Source organism: Klebsiella sp. Lac1 (assembly GCF_009825425.1).
Lineage (GTDB): Bacteria > Pseudomonadota > Gammaproteobacteria > Enterobacterales > Enterobacteriaceae > Klebsiella > Klebsiella electrica.
Genome location: NZ_VJZJ01000001.1, coordinates 2,494,838 through 2,511,131 on the forward strand (window position 1 = coordinate 2,494,838; position 16,294 = coordinate 2,511,131).

At 53.0% G+C, this 16,294-nt stretch carries 16 protein-coding genes and 3 tRNA genes; 5 read left to right on the top strand and 14 right to left on the bottom strand.

The window, feature by feature from the left end; all coding sequences use genetic code 11:
- On the bottom strand, positions 1 to 981 hold the full coding sequence (locus FNY10_RS12320; protein WP_100682280.1) for an arabinose ABC transporter substrate-binding protein: 981 nt from the start codon (positions 979 to 981) through the stop codon (positions 1 to 3).
- Positions 982 to 1,852: 871 nt separating this feature from the next.
- Between FNY10_RS12320 and FNY10_RS12325 the strand changes: the two genes are divergently transcribed.
- Complete coding sequence (locus FNY10_RS12325; RefSeq protein WP_100682279.1) at positions 1,853 to 2,356, top strand: non-heme ferritin-like protein; 504 nt, start codon at positions 1,853 to 1,855, stop codon at positions 2,354 to 2,356.
- Positions 2,357 to 2,832: 476 nt separating this feature from the next.
- On the top strand, positions 2,833 to 4,344 hold the full coding sequence (locus FNY10_RS12330; protein ID WP_160703282.1) for an MFS transporter: 1,512 nt from the start codon (positions 2,833 to 2,835) through the stop codon (positions 4,342 to 4,344).
- 48 nt (positions 4,345 to 4,392) lie between these two features.
- Here FNY10_RS12330 and FNY10_RS12335 read toward each other — a convergent pair whose 3' ends face one another.
- On the bottom strand, positions 4,393 to 4,644 hold the full coding sequence (locus FNY10_RS12335; RefSeq protein WP_004864113.1) for a DUF2766 family protein: 252 nt from the start codon (positions 4,642 to 4,644) through the stop codon (positions 4,393 to 4,395).
- 79 nt (positions 4,645 to 4,723) lie between these two features.
- Positions 4,724 to 4,807 (bottom strand): stress response protein AzuC, encoded by an 84-nt coding sequence (gene azuC, locus FNY10_RS12340; RefSeq protein WP_015583995.1) that lies wholly within the window; start codon positions 4,805 to 4,807, stop codon positions 4,724 to 4,726.
- Between the two features lie 207 nt (positions 4,808 to 5,014).
- Here azuC and FNY10_RS12345 point away from each other — a divergent pair, with 207 nt between their 5' ends.
- The gene (locus FNY10_RS12345; RefSeq protein ID WP_141964326.1) at positions 5,015 to 6,436 is read left to right on the top strand and encodes an MFS transporter; all 1,422 of its coding nucleotides are present in this window, start codon (positions 5,015 to 5,017) and stop codon (positions 6,434 to 6,436) included.
- A 47-nt stretch (positions 6,437 to 6,483) separates the two neighbouring features.
- On the opposite strand, the gene FNY10_RS12350 is transcribed toward FNY10_RS12345, so the two are convergent.
- Positions 6,484 to 7,122 carry an RpiB/LacA/LacB family sugar-phosphate isomerase gene (locus FNY10_RS12350; RefSeq protein ID WP_100682277.1) on the bottom strand — a complete coding sequence of 213 codons (639 nt, stop codon included), beginning with the start codon at positions 7,120 to 7,122 and terminating at the stop codon, positions 6,484 to 6,486.
- 432 nt (positions 7,123 to 7,554) lie between these two features.
- Between FNY10_RS12350 and ftnA the strand changes: the two genes are divergently transcribed.
- Positions 7,555 to 8,052, top strand: a complete 498-nt coding sequence (ftnA, locus tag FNY10_RS12355; RefSeq protein WP_100682276.1) for a non-heme ferritin — start codon at positions 7,555 to 7,557, stop codon at positions 8,050 to 8,052.
- Positions 8,053 to 8,088: 36 nt separating this feature from the next.
- Here the strand turns inward: ftnA and FNY10_RS12360 are convergent, their stop codons facing one another.
- Positions 8,089 to 8,328 (bottom strand): YecH family metal-binding protein, encoded by a 240-nt coding sequence (locus tag FNY10_RS12360; RefSeq protein ID WP_100682275.1) that lies wholly within the window; start codon positions 8,326 to 8,328, stop codon positions 8,089 to 8,091.
- A 193-nt stretch (positions 8,329 to 8,521) separates the two neighbouring features.
- Here FNY10_RS12360 and tyrP point away from each other — a divergent pair, with 193 nt between their 5' ends.
- Positions 8,522 to 9,733, top strand: a complete 1,212-nt coding sequence (gene tyrP / locus FNY10_RS12365) for a tyrosine transporter TyrP (protein ID WP_131050337.1) — start codon at positions 8,522 to 8,524, stop codon at positions 9,731 to 9,733.
- Positions 9,734 to 9,758: 25 nt separating this feature from the next.
- Here tyrP and FNY10_RS12370 read toward each other — a convergent pair whose 3' ends face one another.
- The 9 genes from FNY10_RS12370 to uvrY form a co-directional block, all read right to left on the bottom strand.
- A complete protein-coding gene (locus tag FNY10_RS12370; RefSeq protein ID WP_141964324.1) occupies positions 9,759 to 10,427 on the bottom strand; it encodes a YecA family protein in 669 nt (222 codons plus the stop codon).
- A gap of 85 nt (positions 10,428 to 10,512) precedes the next feature.
- Positions 10,513 to 11,088 (bottom strand): DUF805 domain-containing protein, encoded by a 576-nt coding sequence (locus FNY10_RS12375; protein ID WP_131050339.1) that lies wholly within the window; start codon positions 11,086 to 11,088, stop codon positions 10,513 to 10,515.
- 144 nt (positions 11,089 to 11,232) lie between these two features.
- Complete coding sequence (locus FNY10_RS12380) at positions 11,233 to 12,252, bottom strand: metallophosphoesterase (RefSeq protein WP_285237205.1); 1,020 nt, start codon at positions 12,250 to 12,252, stop codon at positions 11,233 to 11,235.
- Positions 12,253 to 12,460: 208 nt separating this feature from the next.
- Positions 12,461 to 12,546: transfer RNA gene (locus FNY10_RS12385), tRNA-Leu, on the bottom strand.
- A 13-nt stretch (positions 12,547 to 12,559) separates the two neighbouring features.
- Positions 12,560 to 12,633, bottom strand: a tRNA-Cys gene (locus FNY10_RS12390).
- A 39-nt stretch (positions 12,634 to 12,672) separates the two neighbouring features.
- A tRNA-Gly gene (locus tag FNY10_RS12395) sits at positions 12,673 to 12,748 on the bottom strand.
- 151 nt (positions 12,749 to 12,899) lie between these two features.
- Positions 12,900 to 13,448, bottom strand: a complete 549-nt coding sequence (gene pgsA / locus FNY10_RS12400) for a CDP-diacylglycerol--glycerol-3-phosphate 3-phosphatidyltransferase (RefSeq protein WP_100682265.1) — start codon at positions 13,446 to 13,448, stop codon at positions 12,900 to 12,902.
- A 57-nt stretch (positions 13,449 to 13,505) separates the two neighbouring features.
- Complete coding sequence (gene uvrC / locus FNY10_RS12405; protein ID WP_131050567.1) at positions 13,506 to 15,338, bottom strand: excinuclease ABC subunit UvrC; 1,833 nt, start codon at positions 15,336 to 15,338, stop codon at positions 13,506 to 13,508.
- Positions 15,335 to 15,991: a UvrY/SirA/GacA family response regulator transcription factor gene (uvrY, locus tag FNY10_RS12410; protein WP_032686893.1), complete on the bottom strand. Its 657-nt coding sequence runs from the start codon at positions 15,989 to 15,991 to the stop codon at positions 15,335 to 15,337. The genes uvrC and uvrY overlap by 4 nt, the downstream gene beginning before the upstream one ends.
- Between the last annotated feature and the right edge of the window lie 303 nt (positions 15,992 to 16,294).

Sequence of the window (16,294 nt, forward strand, 5' to 3'; positions counted from 1 at the left end):
TTACAGCCCTTTTTTCGCCAGCTCTTCTTTGAAGTTGTCGCGCGTGATCAGCACCACATCGGTCACCGCAGTGAATTTCGGCGGTTCGACGCCTTTCGTGACCCAGTTGTAGAGCATCTCACTGGTTTTATATCCGTGGATGTCCGGGCTAGGCAGCAAAGAGCCGTAGAAACCGGTCGCCTGCGCTTTGGAGAGTTCATTAACCGCATCCACACCATTGATGCCAATGCCGATCACATCCCCGGCTTTAAAACCCTGGCCTTCGGTTGCGCGCACGCCGCCCAGCACGGTGTTGTCATTCATCCCCACGATCAGCCAGTGTTTCACCTGAGGATGCTGCACCAGCATGGAGTTACCGGCGTCGAAGGCGCCCGGGATATCGTTGGATTTGGTCGGAACGCGGTAGATCTGTTTATCCGGGAAGCCGGCCGCTTTCAGCGCGTCAATGGAACCGGTGGTACGACGGCGGGCGGTATCGAGTTCATCGGCGGTAATCGCCATCACACCGGTATCCTTCACATCCCAGCCGCGTTTTTGCATCTCTTTATACAGCTCCTGCCCCTGACGAGCGCCAATTTCACTGGCGGCCATCATCACCAGCGGCACGCTCTCCATCGGTTTACCTTTGGCATTAACAAACTGGTCATCGACGGTGATAACTTTCATATCGTATCCGCGGGCTTTGGCGACAATCGCCGCGCCGAGTTTCGGGTCAGGCGTACAAATAACGAAGCCCTTGGCCCCGCTGGCCGCCAGGCTGTCGATGGCGTTAAGGGTCTTCTCGCCATCCGGAACCGCAATTTTAATCACCTCAAAACCCAAATCTTTGCCGGCCTTATCAGCAAATTTCCACTCGGTCTGAAACCAGGGTTCTTCAGGCTGTTTCACCAGAAATCCGAGTTTAAGTGTTTCAGCCATAGCTGATTGTGACATAACCGCAGCGAGACCGATCGCCGCCAGCGCTTTAGTAAATTTGTGCATGGTAAACTCCAGCTTTATTTCGCATTTCTGTAGGGAAGTATCGGACTTAATTTTTTTATCAGACTTAAAACAAGGCATTAGAAAAATCGCACACCGCACTGCCGTTGTTCATTAAGTAATAACCGGAAATCAATTCTCCATACGAGAGCATTATCACATCGCGGAATTACAGTAATTGCGTGCATAGATTTAGCGAAAAATGACATAAAAAAAGCGCTAATTGTCAGACAATTAACTCTGAATGTAGCAAATTTATCCATATCATCAGCAGACTTATCCTTGTGGCTATCGTCGCCCCCTTCTCAGCGGGTTTGCCGAAAAGCGCAGCGCCCCTTCTTCAGCCGTTTCCTTTACCGATATGGCTTCTCACCAGATGAAATATCGCTCAGGGAAATTTTATTACCGTTAATAACAGAATACACTTCATAACTCCGTTTATCCCATCCGGTAAAAATGGCGTCATTACCATTGACCATGATGTGATATGACCGAATTATGACCAGAGGATTAAATTCATATTTAATAAATATGTCGTAGATATCATCCATAGCATAAAAAACCCGCAATTAATAAAAGCAAATAAAATCAATGAGGTAAATAAATATAAAACGACAAGGAGAGTTAAAAAACGTGCTTTTCAGGCATATTGTAACTAAAAGTAAAACAAGGCCAGTTGAGAGTTTTCTTAGCCTGCCCTTGGGGGTATTCTGTATATATCGGTAGTCACTAATTAATTACCGATACACATAGGGAAATTGCGAATTCATTATTTTGCCGACAATGTTACGCGTAAAAAATCTCGCATTTTATCGTCACCGGCGAAGATTCTCGACGCGCGAATGATAACTCCAGCTTAATAAGGATATTTTTTATGGTCGTTCCTGGAATGGCTCAAAAGCTCAATAATCAGATGAACCTTGAGTTTCGTGCATCAAATTTATATCTGCATCTCAGCGAATGGTGCGAACAACAGCGTCTGAACGGCACCGCCATCTTTTTGCGCTCCCGGGCACAATCCCACGTGACGCAGATGATGCGCGTATTCGATTTTATGAAGACCGGCGGAAGCTGGCCGATCGTCAAAAATGAAGGCAGTTACAGCCATAGCTGTCACTCCCTCGAAGAGCTGTTTACCGCGACTCTGGCCGATTATGAACAGCGCAGCAGCATGCTGTCCGGGCTGACCGAAGAGGCCAAAGCACAACGCGATGACACCACCTGTCGCTTCCTGGCGCTGCTCGCGAAAGAGCAGCAGCAAGACGGCATGCTGTTGCAAAGCGTACTTGAAGAGGTCCGTAACGCGGATAAAGCCGGTTTATGTATGCTGCAAACCGATCGCCATCTGCTCAGTCTGGTAGCGCACTGCGAGGATTAAAACCGTAGCGGTGAACGCCACATCCACGGTTCCCTCAGGGAGGATGAAGCCTGAGGGAATGTTCAGTACCATCTGATCGCCCTCGCCCTGACCGGCGCACTCACCCGACGTTTACGATAGAACCGATGCAAATCACAGTATGCTCGTAGTACCGCTTCGCGGATAAACGCCACCCGCCTGTCAATCTCCTGCTTTACGCCCCCCCATCGCCGATTACGTTCCAGCGCTCGCCATTTCCGCAACATCATATTCGGCGCTCAGGCACCGTTCTTATTCCTGAAAAGCATTAAAAACTTTTAAGCCGATCGCATTACTCCGCCGTGTAATCACATAGCGGATGATTAGTGATGGCGATCACTTTTCATCATCGGATTTAATAATATAAAAACATCGTTTCAAAAATTTAAAACATGGGGTTTATATTAATGGCAAGATACGCGGCTTCAACCTCACCAGGGTTGCAGGGAAGACCGATTTTGTTACGCCATCAGCTAGCTTACGGCGGCGGGAATTTACTCGGGAGCGGCGCGCTGGCGATCAGCGGCGCCTGGCTACTTTATTTCTACACCACCTTCTGCGGACTGACGCTGATTGAGGCGTCATTCATTTTTTCTGTCGCCAGCATCATCGATGCGATCAGCAACCCGTTAATGGGCTATCTGACCGATAACTTCGGGAAAACGCGACTCGGTAAACGCTTCGGACGCCGACGTTTCTTTTTATTGATTGGCATTCCGCTGATGATGTTTTACCCGCTGCTGTGGGTTGAGGGCCCAGGATTCTGGTATTACCTCTGCACCTACGTCGTCTTTGAGATTATTTATACCTCAGTCATGGTGCCTTACGAAACCTTAGCCACCGAAATGACCGACGACTTCTCATTACGCTCTAAACTAACCGGCTATAAAGCCATTTTTGGCAAGCTGGCCAACTTCCTGGCGGCGTTTATCCCTGGTCAGTTTATCCTTTTATATGGCAAAGACTCCGCCACGCCATTCTTCCTGACCGGGCTGACCTACGGGTTTATCCTGATTATCGCTATCTCCTGTCTGTGGTATTGCAGCTGGGAGCGCCCGCATGAAGAAGAGGCTCGGGTGAGCGAGAAAAAAGGCCTGCTCACGACCCTGCTGATGCTGGCGAAGGATATGCGTTCAACCTTCTCTCTGCGCGTGTTTCGCAAGCATCTGGGCATGTATCTCTGCGGTTTCGGCGCCGAATGGTTGTTTGCCTCAGTCTTTACCTACTTCGTTATCTTTGTCCTGCAGCACGATCCGGCGATGGTTGCCGGGCTGAACAGCCTGAACTCGATTCTGCAACTGCTCTCTACGGCATTGTTTATCGGTCTGTGCGTGAAAAAGGGGTTCAGCAAGCCCTATATCCTGGCGCTGAGCATCGTGATTTTCTCCGTGTTGCTGTACACCTCGCTGTGGTTTTTCCACCTGCCTGCCCATCTGGCTACCATTCTAATGTTCGGGATCACGGTCCTGTTTGGTCTCGGGACCGGTGGCGTGTACTACATTCCATGGACCGTTTACACCTTCCTCGCCGATGTTGATGAGATCTATACCGGTCGCCGTCGCGAAGGGATCTATGCGGGCGCCATGACCTTCTCCGGCAAGATCCTGCGTTCGATTATTGTCTTCACGATGGGAGCCATTCTCAGCTTCTACGGGTTCCAGTCGAAAGCGCATACGCAACCAGAAAGCGCAGTCACCGCCATTGCGGTGGTGTTCTGTAGCGGCGTGATCCTGCTGGCGCTGGCGGCCATTGTCTTCAGTAAGCAGATGAAGCTGGATCGTCAAGCGCACCAGGTGGTATTACAGGAAGTGGCGCGGATTAAAGCAGGTGGTAAGGTTGGCGATATCCCGGCCGATGTGCGCAGTATTGTGGAGGATTTAGTCGGCCACCGTTATGAGGAGTGCTGGGGCAACAGTAAGCGATTTAAAGATGAGCAGCCAGCGCCAGCAAGGACCGCTATCTCGCATTAACATCGGGTTTTCGCCCCGCCATCGCCAATGACAGCGGGGCGAAACAACTTAGTGAGCTTCACCCTGCGGCGTAAACTTAAGCTCAATCAGCGCAATCGCTTTTTGGACCGCACGCAGCGTCACCGGATCGGCCGAAGCCGGATGGCTGGCAAAATCGATGGCTTTCAGTTGCGTGGTCATTTTTTCGCGCACTTCAACAGGGGCGATGACATCAATGACGTCGAGAATCTGTTTGATAACCAACTGGCAGGCGACAACGTCAGAAACCAGTTCGTCTTGTTCGGTGAGATGTTGAGACATTTATTACTCCTTTTTCGAGGAGCGTCATAGTAACCTAAATCCCGCGAGATAAAAAAACCTGCCGCAGCAGGTTTTTTTATCAGAACATACCGGCCGGCGGTACATCTTTGAATGTTTTGCAGTACTGCTCGAACATGCTCTTCAGAATTTTGCGCAGCTTCATGAAGCGACTCCGGTTTTGTTATGCAGGTGTTACCATTTATGGGCTTATAATATGACTTGCATCACATAAATCAATAGAAACATGCTTTATCTCACAATTTTTTCACAAAAATAATTTATGAATTAAACAAAATTGAGAAAAATCGCAGAGTGAAACGCCCGCGCGTTTTTCCCGCGATCGGCATCTCACCTGGCGATGGCTGACACCATGAGTACAGATATCTCTTCACGGGAAGGCCGCGCCTTCTCCGCTCCCGCCCTGCTGGTCGCCGGGGCATTTTTCATGGAATTTCTTGACGGGACGGTGATCGCGACCGCCCTGCCGGACATGGCAACGGATTTTGGCATGGCGGCGGTTGACCTCAATATCGGCATCAGCGCCTACCTGATTACGCTGGCGGTGTTGATCCCGGCCAGCGGCTGGATTGCCGATCGTTTTGGCGCACGTAAGATCTTCACGCTGGCGTTGGCCATTTTTACGCTTGCCTCCGTTTTTTGCGGCTTTTCCACCAACGTGAACACTTTTGTCGCCATGCGTATTCTGCAGGGGATCGGTGGCGCGTTGATGATTCCCGTCGGCCGTCTGGCGGTCCTGCGCACCACACCGAAAGATCGACTCATCCAGGCCATTGCGACGCTGACATGGCCGGCGCTGGTTGCGCCGATCATCGGCCCGCCGCTGGGTGGCTTTATTACCCGCTACGCCAGCTGGCACTGGATATTCTTTATTAATGTTCCTTTGGGATTGATAGCGATCGCGCTGTCGCTGCGTATCATTCCCGATATCCGGGAAGAGGAGCGGCGCCCCTTTGACCTCCCCGGCTTCCTGGCGACATCGATTGCCATGGTGAGCCTGGTGAGCGCCATGGAGCTGCTTAGCGATACCCGGGCGCAAGGCTGGGCAACCCTGGCCCTGCTGGGGCTTGGGACAGGATGTATGCTGTTCGCACTTCGCCATTTTCGCCGGGCGGACTGGCCAATGGTGCGTCTGGATGCGCTACGGGTACCGACCTTTCGGGTGACGATGTACGGAGGATCGCTTTTCCGCGCGTCCATTAGCGCCGTTCCGTTTCTGCTGCCGCTGCTGTTTCAGGTCGGCTTTGGTATGGACCCTTTCCATTCCGGGCTGCTGGTGCTGGCGGTGTTTGTCGGCAACCTCACCATTAAACCCATGACCACGCCACTCATCCGTTGGCTCGGCTTCCGCCGCCTGCTGCTGATAAACGGGACGCTAAACGTCATCTCCCTGCTCGCCTGCGCTTTTTTCACGCCGCAGACTCCGGTCTGGCTCATCTGCCTGATCCTGTTTCTCGGCGGCGTGTTCCGCTCGATTCAGTTTACCGGCGTGAGCACGCTTGCTTTTGCCGACGTCCCACCGGCGCAGATGAGCTACGCCAATACGCTGTTCAGTACCGCGTCGCAGCTGGCCGTGGGCATGGGGATCACCCTTGGCGCGATCGGCATTCGCCTGGGTGAAAAAGCCAGCGAGTGGTTAAGCCTCACCGCATTGCCGGGGATCAGCTTTCGGCTCTCCTTCGTCTTTATTGCCTTAATTTGTCTGGTGGGAATGGTGGATAGTCTGCGGCTGAGCCAGGAGGCCGGCAGCAGCGTCTCTGCGAGGAAGAAATAAGCAAAAAGGCCAGCGGAAGCTGGCCTTATCGGGACAAAACCAGGGACTTAGCCGACTATCTGGCGGACAAAAGCCTCGATCTCTTTATCCTGGCCGTTCTCGAAGAAGCACTGCTGGAAACGCGGACCGGAGACCGCCGTTTTAACCAGTTCCGCGTCGATAGCACGCAGCGTATCCAGATAGTTATCTTTCACCACGGCGGCTTTCACCGCATTCAGGATACCGGCGTTACGCACCTGCGGCTCTTTACGCTCCGGTGGATAACCTTCGCCATTGCGACCGGTGAAGGCTTTTTCAAAAATAAAGCGCACGTTCAACTCGGCGCCCCAGCCAAAACCTTTGGCAAAAGGCAGAGACAGCGCGTTACCGTTATTAATTTGCGCGAACAGGAAAGCATCTGCCGGATCAATACAGTAGCCACACACTACGCCTGGGTGGATGTTCAGCGACATCAGCGCTCCCTGGCCTGTGCCGCAGCCGGTCACCACGAAATCAACCGCTTTCGAATTCAACAGAATGCTGGCCATAATGCCCAGATGAATATAGGTCAGATGATGGTCGTGCTCATCACTCATCCCGACGTTGTAAACCGGGAAGCCTTTTTCATCGGCAACGGCGTTTAACTGATTGAGGATGATAGCGTTTTTGCTGGCCTGGCTGTTTTCCATCATCAGTGCAATTTTCATGCTTTACTCTCCTGAATGCTGTGCGGACACTCCCGCGATCGTTCGTTAGCGTTGTGATGGACTTTACTACTTAATAAACACACTTTCAAATTTTATGAAAAGATGTTTTATAAATTACGTTACGCTTCACATTTTTGCCCGTGGACCCCGCCCTTCCCGCGCCCGCCTCAGCGGGCACCGACAAAGCTCCGCTCAGGCAGTCCATTTTTCTGCCTGCACCAGATACCTTATTTCGGTTTTTATTTTGATAATATGCCCTGGCTAAAATATTAAACCGGAACCATTCTCATTACTTATTAAATTGCCAATGCGTTTTATTCCCATTTTCATTTTTAATAAATAAGTTTTTTAATTTACTTTTTGCAAATAAATTAATAACAAATTATAGTGGCGGCACCCTTATGTTACGTCTTTATTTTCGGAGCACACGCGATGCTGAAAACAGAAATGATCGATAAACTAAATGAGCAGATGAATCTTGAGCTTTATTCTTCTCTGCTTTATCAGCAAATGAGCGCATGGTGCAGCTACCACAGCTTTGAAGGCGCCGCCGCATTCCTCCGCCGTCATGCGCAGGAAGAGATGACCCATATGCAGCGCCTGTTTGATTATTTGACCGATACCGGCAGCCTGCCTTGCATCAACGCCATCGCCTCGCCGTTTGCCGAGTATGCATCGCTGGATGAGCTGTTCCGCGTCACCTACGAACACGAACAACTGATTACCCGGAAAATTAATGAGCTGGCCCACGCCGCCATGACGAATCAGGATTATCCGACGTTTAATTTCCTGCAGTGGTATGTGGCTGAACAGCACGAAGAAGAGAAATTATTTAAATCTGTCATTGATAAACTGACCCTCGTCGGTAAAAGCGGCGAAGGCCTGTACTTTATTGATAAAGAGCTGGCGACGCTCGACTCGCAGAATTAATTCTCCCGGCGGCGAAGTTTCGGCTTCGCCGCTAAATTAATGCCGACAAATTTTACTCTCACGCGTATTAAACCCCGCCTCTACGGCAACAAACTTCCCCTTTTTCTGTAGAAACGCCACCAGCTCCGCCGCGCTTAAATTTTCTGCCGAGCAGGTGTGAAAACGGGCATCTGCGCCGAAGCGCGCGACGATTGCCGCCTCAAGGCTGGCCGTCGAGTAAGGTTCGCCCGAGGCGAGCATCATCTGCAGCACTTCATGACCATGAATCGATTGCATAACTCCTCCTGTAAAACGCCCAGAATAGCCCGACGGCTGGCAGGAAGCTTTGCGCCAGCGCAGTCTTCAGGCGGCCCGCGCGAGTGTAAACATTCAGTTACAACCACTGTAACCCTCATTTGACGAGAATGATAATTTCACATACTCTGCGCGACACATTTGATTGTTAATTCCTTCATGGATAGAGAGAAACGTGAAGAACCGCACTCTGGGTAGTATTTTAATCGTGGCCGGAACCACAATCGGCGCAGGGATGTTGGCAATGCCGCTGGCTTCTGCGGGCGTGGGTTTCGGCGTCACCTTCTGCTTACTGATCGCGCTGTGGGCGATGATGTGCTACACCGCATTATTACTGCTGGAGGTCTATCAGCACGTCCCTGCCGATATGGGACTCGGTTCGCTGGCGGCACGTTATCTCGGGCGTTACGGGCAATGGCTGACCGGTATCTGCATGTTATTTCTGATGTATGCGCTGACCGCTGCCTACATCAGCGGCGCGGGCGAATTGCTGGCCTCCAGCCTTAACCAGTGGCTGGACTGGTCGCTGCCTCCTGCGGGCGGCGTGCTGCTGTTTACCGCCGTCGGCGGCGCGGTAGTCTGCCTCGGCACATCGCTGGTCGATCTGTTTAACCGTTTCCTGTTTAGCGCCAAGATCATTTTTCTCGCCATTATGCTGGCACTGTTGTTGCCGCATATTCACCGGATCAACCTGCTGACGCTCCCGCTCCAGCAAGGTCTGGCGCTGTCGGCAATCCCGGTGATTTTTACCTCTTTCGGTTTTCACGGCAGCGTGCCGAGCATCGTCAGCTATCTCAACGGCGATATTCGCAAGCTGCGTCGGGTCTTTATCATCGGCAGCTTTATCCCGCTGGTGGCCTATATTTTCTGGCAGCTGGCGACGCTCGGCAGTATTGACTCACCCGCCTTCACCGCGCTGCTGGCGCAAAATGCCGGGCTGAACGGACTGCTGGACGCGCTGCGCGAAGTCGTGGCGTCGCCGCACGTTGAACTGGCGGTGCATCTCTTCGCCGACCTCGCGCTGGCCACCTCGTTCCTCGGCGTAGCGCTTGGGCTGTTTGATTATCTGGCAGACCTGTTTCAGCGCAAAAACAGCCCCGTCGGTCGTCTGCAAAGCGGAGCAATCACTTTCCTCCCGCCGCTGGCGTTTGCCCTGTTTTATCCGCGCGGTTTCGTGATGGCGCTGGGCTATGCCGGCGTCGCGCTGGCGGTGCTGGCGCTCATCCTGCCCTCGCTGCTGGCGATGCGGAGTCGAAAACAGCACCCTGACGCTCCCTGGCGGCTCGCAGGGGGAACACCGGCGCTGTGGCTGGTTCTGCTGTGCGGTATCGCGATTGTCGCTATTCAGTTTTGCATCGTCGCGGGTCTGTTGCCGGCGGTAGGATAAACAAAGGGGCCATCAGGCCCCTTTGTTATTTCGCTAAGCAACACTGCTTATATTTTTTACCGCTGCCACAGGGACAGGGATCGTTACGCCCGACCTTGACTTCATTGCGGATCGGTTGCGGCACGACGTCCGGCTCAGCATGTTCGGTCCAGTATTGGTACAACGAGAGCGCTGCCGGGCGGATACGGTCCACGCTGGCGATAAACTCATCGACAGAGAGCGCCTCAACCGCCGTGAACTGCGCTTCCGTGCCGTGTAAAGCAATGCTGTCCAGCGCCGTCTGCGGCTCTTCCGGCAGTGCAGGCCAGTTCCCGAGAGTGACGCCGCGCATGTAGCCGAAGCACCACTCCTCAACAATCGTCAGCTCCTGACCTTCCTCTTCGCGGGTTCCAAACAGCGGTTCAAACTGATCGGGATATTCGTCCAGACGCTCAGCAACATCGCTCATGTGCTGCAGAGTCAGGTTAACGAAGTGGTCACGCTCGCGGTCATTCGCCCAGCGCGGCACATTGTCCGCTCCGCCCCAGATGGCCAGCAGCCATTGAGCCGGTTCAATCTCTTTCGGACCGGAGAGGATGGCCGTCAGCAGGCCGTCAAGCTCTGAGACATCAAGGATGGCGCCCTCGGCGGCATATTTCGACAGGATATCGTCCAGCCATTCAAGTTCGCTTTCGTTCAGGGGTCCGGTTTTCATAAACGGGCTCGTCGTGGTAGAAAAATGGCGCATACAGTAGCGGAAATGCCGGGAGAAAACTACCCGGCAGCGTATTCAGCAAGCGTTAAATGTCTTTAATGATGCTGGCGCGCATCGTTTCGTATTCGCTCTCGGTGATGGTTCCGTCAGCAAACATTTTTTTCGCCTGCGCGAGGCGTTCCCGGACATCATCGGCGGAAGAGAGCGGCGCGCTCTGCCGGGCAGCGAGCGAGCTGTATTCGCTCTCTTGCTGGATGTCGCCATAGCGATTCGCTCCGTCGGTGCCGCGGGCAAACAGTAGCCAGACAGACAGCGCCAGCGCCGCTATGCCTCCCGCCGCCGCTATCCATACCCAGACAGCCGCCTCGCCGCTTTCAACGGTGGCGATAATACCGATCAAGCCAACCAGCAGAAGAGCATACGGTGACAGCAGCCACCAGCCTGATTTGTTCAAATCGTGCAGACGACGCACCGCAACCGCGATACCGGGGATAATGATTATCAGACTAAACAGGCCACCCACGATCGGAATCAATCCCAGTACGGCCGAAAGCACAAAGTTGGCGACGGTAAAAACCACATACTCCTTGCGCGCCGAACGCCCGCGAAAGGTGGCGTATTTGCGCAAGCAATCACCGTAGCTTTCAAGCAATGTAGCCATAAGATCCCTCATTTAAATTGTTTTTATTGCCATAACGGCATTCCGTTCCCAAAGGATAGTATTCCGGCGAACCGGAGCGCTATTTTACCGCAGTTTGACCGTGCCGCGCCTGAGAAAAATGGGAGGGAACGCTGAATACCGCTGCTAGCCAGCACAGCGGCGGAAGGCGGGCTCGCGGACAAACGACCCTGCCACCGCGGGTAGCCGGCCCGGTTCCTGAATCCAGGCGCAAAGCGGGTTATCGGCTTTTGCCGCGTTGTAATCGACGCAGACAACACGATCGCTCAAGGTGTGAGGTTCGCCGGATAAGGTGTAGTGACCGATCACCACCGGAACATCTGTTCTGTCGAGAAGGGTCCGTGAAAGGGGTATATCCGGAATCCGGCTAACCATTTCCGGCTGAACCTGGGCTATCTGACGATAGGTTTTTGCATCATCCCGCCACCAGCGTACACGAATATGGCGGCGCTCAACGCCCGTCTTATCGACGAAACTAAAACCCGCAGGTAATGACAGCTCCGGTCCTTTAAGCACGGTCTCGATCATCCGGAACAGCGGATGCTGTTTATTAAAAGCATCGACCCAGCTTTCGGGTTTCAATCGATTCTGTTCATCCAGCCACGGCCGCAGGCGGGTCATGGTCTGCTCTTCCCAACAGGCATGTACCGCCCGAATATCGCCATAATCAACAAACAGCGGCAGCGTTTTAAACCAGTCGATCCAGAAATTATGCGAAGGCGTGTCTTCGACGACATCGGCCAGAAACGCCTGATGCTGACGGCGATTATTCTGCGAATGCGGCCGCAGCGGCTGAGCGCTAAGCGGATGGCGCATTGCCCAGCCAACGGCGTTAAATTCATGATTGCCCATCAGACATATCGCATGCCCCGACGCCACTTCCGCCCTCACCCGCTCCAGCACCGCCAGGTGGTTGATCTGCGCCCCAGGCTGATTATCAATCAGATCGCCGACAAAGATCAGTATACGATCATCCCGTTGGTACAGAGTATCAAGGTGTTCCAGCAATGCGCAGAGCTTGCGGTACTGACCGTGGATATCGCCGATGAAGATTCTGCGCTTCTCCGGCAGGCCAGAATGCAGCATATGAATACCTTTTTCGAGGAACAGAGGCGTTGATGATATCAGCTTAAGCGGATGGCTCACCGGGATTTTCGCCCGGTGTAAAATTGTCCCGCTATGACGTCAGCGGGAGACAGCCCGTGATGAGCAAATAATGGCGCTCGTTGCGCCAGTCGGTGGACCGTTCGACGCGACAAATATGAGGCAGGGGGAGGTTTCAGAAATGAAAAAACCACCCGTAGGTGGTTTCACGACACTGCTTATTGCTTTGATTATTCTGCTTTTATCCCAATGGTACCCGGAACGAGACTTGAACTCGTACAGCCTATGGCCGAGGGATTTTAAATCCCTTGTGTCTACCGATTCCACCATCCGGGCTCGGGATGTAAATTGGAGGCGCGTTCCGGAGTCGAACCGGACTAGACGGATTTGCAATCCGCTACATAACCGCTTTGCTAACGCGCCTTAATGCTTAAACACCCGCAGCTGCCGATGTTTTTAATCTGGAGCGGGAAACGAGACTCGAACTCGCGACCCCGACCTTGGCAAGGTCGTGCTCTACCAACTGAGCTATTCCCGCATCACCAAGCAAATTTGCTAATCACTTGATTTTGTTATCGTCTGGCAAGCTGTGCTGCCGTTCGATGCGATGCATTCTACTTACCTGGCGAAATGAGTCAACGATATTTTTTAAATCCCTGTGTCGTTTGCTGAAATTTGCGGCGAAACGATCACTGTTCAAGCAAATCTCCGCGCGCGGCGTTCAAATACTGCAGCATAGACCACAGCGTCAGCACCGCCGCCACGAGGAACAGGGCGATTCCGGCCCACTCGACCCACGCGTTTGGCCGCCACAACATCCACACCAGCGCCGTCATCTGCGCGGTCGTTTTGACTTTCCCGATCCAGGATACCGCCACGCTGCTGCGTTTACCCAGTTCGGCCATCCACTCACGCAGCGCAGAAATAATAATTTCACGAGCGATCATGGTCGCCGCCGGCAGGGTTACCCACCAGGTGTGATAGTGCTCAACCACCAGCACCATCGCAATCGCCACCATCACTTTATCGGCAACCGGGTCAAGGAAGGCGCCGAAACGCGTGCTCTGATTCCAGCGGCGGGCCAGATAACCATCAAACCAGTCGGTAACGGCAGCGATAAAAAAGATCAGGGCGCAGGCAAAAGGCGCCCAGACGAAAGGCAGATAAAACGCCAGCACAAAGAACGGTATCAGGATGACGCGAAACAGAGTAAGCAATGTAGGGATATTAAATTGCATAGTGACAGGTAACTATCTGTTAGAAGTAAAAATTAGCCCTATGTTGCTACAGAGCCCCTAATGTTTCAACGAGTAGAAGATCTTTTCTGCCAGACCGTGAGATATCCCCGGTACTTTGGCTATCTCCTCGACGCTGGCCTGCTGTAACCCTTGCAGTCCGCCCATATACTTCAGCAGCATCTGGCGGCGTTTCGGCCCTACCCCTTCGATAGTCTCCAGTGAACTGGTGCTTTTCACTTTTGCCCGTTTTTTACGATGCCCGGCAATGGCATGATCGTGGGATTCATCGCGAATATGTTGAATAACGTGCAGCGCAGGCGAATCAGGCGGCAGGTTAAACCCCTCGCCTTCTGGTTCGAAGAATAACGTTTCCAGCCCGGCTTTACGATCGCTACCTTTTGCCACCCCCAATAAGAGAGGATGCTGTTTATCCCATGGCACATCCAGCCCGGCAAAAACGCTTTTCGCCTGTCCAAGCTGGCCTTTACCGCCGTCTATCAGGATAACGTCAGGAATCTTGTTCTCTTCTATCGCCTTACCGTAGCGGCGGCGCAGAACCTGATTCATCGCCGCATAATCATCGCCCGGCGTAATGCCGGTAATATTATAGCGTCGATACTCGGCGCGCAGCGGCCCGTTACTGTCGAACACCACACAGGAAGCCACCGTTTGTTCACCCATCGTATGGCTGATATCAAAGCATTCCATGCGTTTAACGGTCGGCAGTTTAAGTACGCTAGCCAGGGCCTGTAGACGTTGCTGGATAGTCGACTGCTGGGAAAGCCGGGTCGTCAGCGCCGTTGCCGCATTGGTTCGCGCCAGCTTCAGATAGCGAGCGCGGTCGCCGCGCGGTTTCGTCTGGACGTTCACCCGACGCCCCGCCAGTTCGGAGAGCGAATCCGCCAGCAAGGTTTTATCGCCAAGATTAAAATCGAGCAGAATCTCTCCCGGCAGGGTACGCATCTGGCTGCCCTGCAGGTAGAACTGGCCGACAAACGTTTCCACCACTTCGCCGAGTTCCGTACCGCCGGGCACTTTCGGGAAATAGCTGCGGCTGCCGAGGACTTTCCCCTGACGGATAAACAGCACGTGGACGCAGGCCATGCCTGCATCAAAGGCGACGCCGATAACGTCGAGGTCATCGCCGGTATTCGAGACGAACTGTTTCTCGGTCACCCGGCGTACGGCCTGAATCTGATCGCGAATGCGCGCGGCCTCTTCAAACTCCAGCGCCTGGCTGGCTTTCTCCATCCGGGCAATAAGCTGCGTCAGCACCTGATCATCTTTGCCCGCGAGGAACAGCCGCACATATTCCACCTGCTGCGCGTACTCCTCTTCGCTCACCAGCCCTGACACACAGGGCCCCAGGCAGCGACCAATCTGATACTGCAGGCACGGACGCGACCGGTTACGGTACACGCTATTCTCGCACTGGCGCACAGGGAAAATTTTTTGCAGCAGCGCAAGCGTCTCGCGAACCGCATAACCATTCGGGAAAGGACCGAAATACTCGCCCCTGGCGTGTTTCGCACCGCGGTGCATGGCCAGACGCGGGTGGGTATCGCCGCTAAGGAAAATAAAGGGATAGGATTTGTCATCGCGCAGCAGCACGTTATAACGCGGCTGATACAGCTTGATGTAGTTGTGCTCCAGCAGCAGCGCTTCCGTTTCCGTATGGGTTACGGTCACATCGATTTGCGCAATCAGTGCCACCAGCGCTTCGGTTTTACGCGAAGCCAGGTTGCTCCGAAAATAGCTGCTCAGCCTTTTTTTCAGATCTTTTGCTTTGCCAACGTAGATGACGGTACCGCCAGCATCATACATGCGATAGACACCCGGCTGGCTGGTTACCGTTTTCAGGAAAGCTTTTGCGTCAAAAACATCACTCACTGACTTGCTAACGACTCCGCATTGCACAGACCATGACGAATGGCCAGGTGGGTCAACTCGACGTCACCGTGGATGTTTAATTTACTGAACATCCGGTAGCGATAGCTGTTCACGGTTTTGGGGCTCAGGTTTAACTGCTCTGAGATCTCATTCACCTTCTGACCCCTGGTGATCATCAGCATAATCTGCAATTCGCGTTCAGACAAACTGGCAAAAGGCGATTCGGTCTTTTCCGGTTCAATCTGACTAAGCGCCATTTGCTGGGCGATATCGGAAGCAATATAGCGTTGGCCGGACGCCACGCAGCGAATGGCATTCACCACTTCCTGCGGCGCAGCACCTTTACTCAGATAGCCTGCGGCGCCAGCCTGCATCACTTTTGCCGGCAGCGGGTTTTCAGTATGCACGGTGAGCATAATCACTTTGGTGTCGACAATGGAACGCGCAATCTTGCGCGTGGCTTCCAGACCGCCAATCCCCGGCATGTTCATGTCCATCAGAACAACATCAACGGAATTGGCGCGACACCATTTCACGGCATCCTCGCCGCAGCAGGACTCACCGACAACTTTAATCCCTTTTATATCTTCCAGAATGCGTCGTATCCCTGCGCGCACTAGCTCGTGGTCATCAACAAGAAGGACGTTGATCAAAGGAATAATCTCCAGAATTAGGGACAACGCTACGGATAGCTTATCTCATACATATTACCGGGTTTTATCGTCACTTTAAAAGCCAAAAAAATGCCCTACGGAAAGTTTCTTTCCCGGATATGTCAATCTGTCTGCACAGCAACTGGAAACTTATAGATAACAGTAAGTTGTATTACGCTTCATTTTTAACATTTGCCCTACAAAAACATCCGCTTGGCGCGGCGATAGCACATGGCTAAATACGAAACTAAAGATGTAACAATAATTAACTATGAAAAACAGCAGCGCAAAATTAACCGGCGA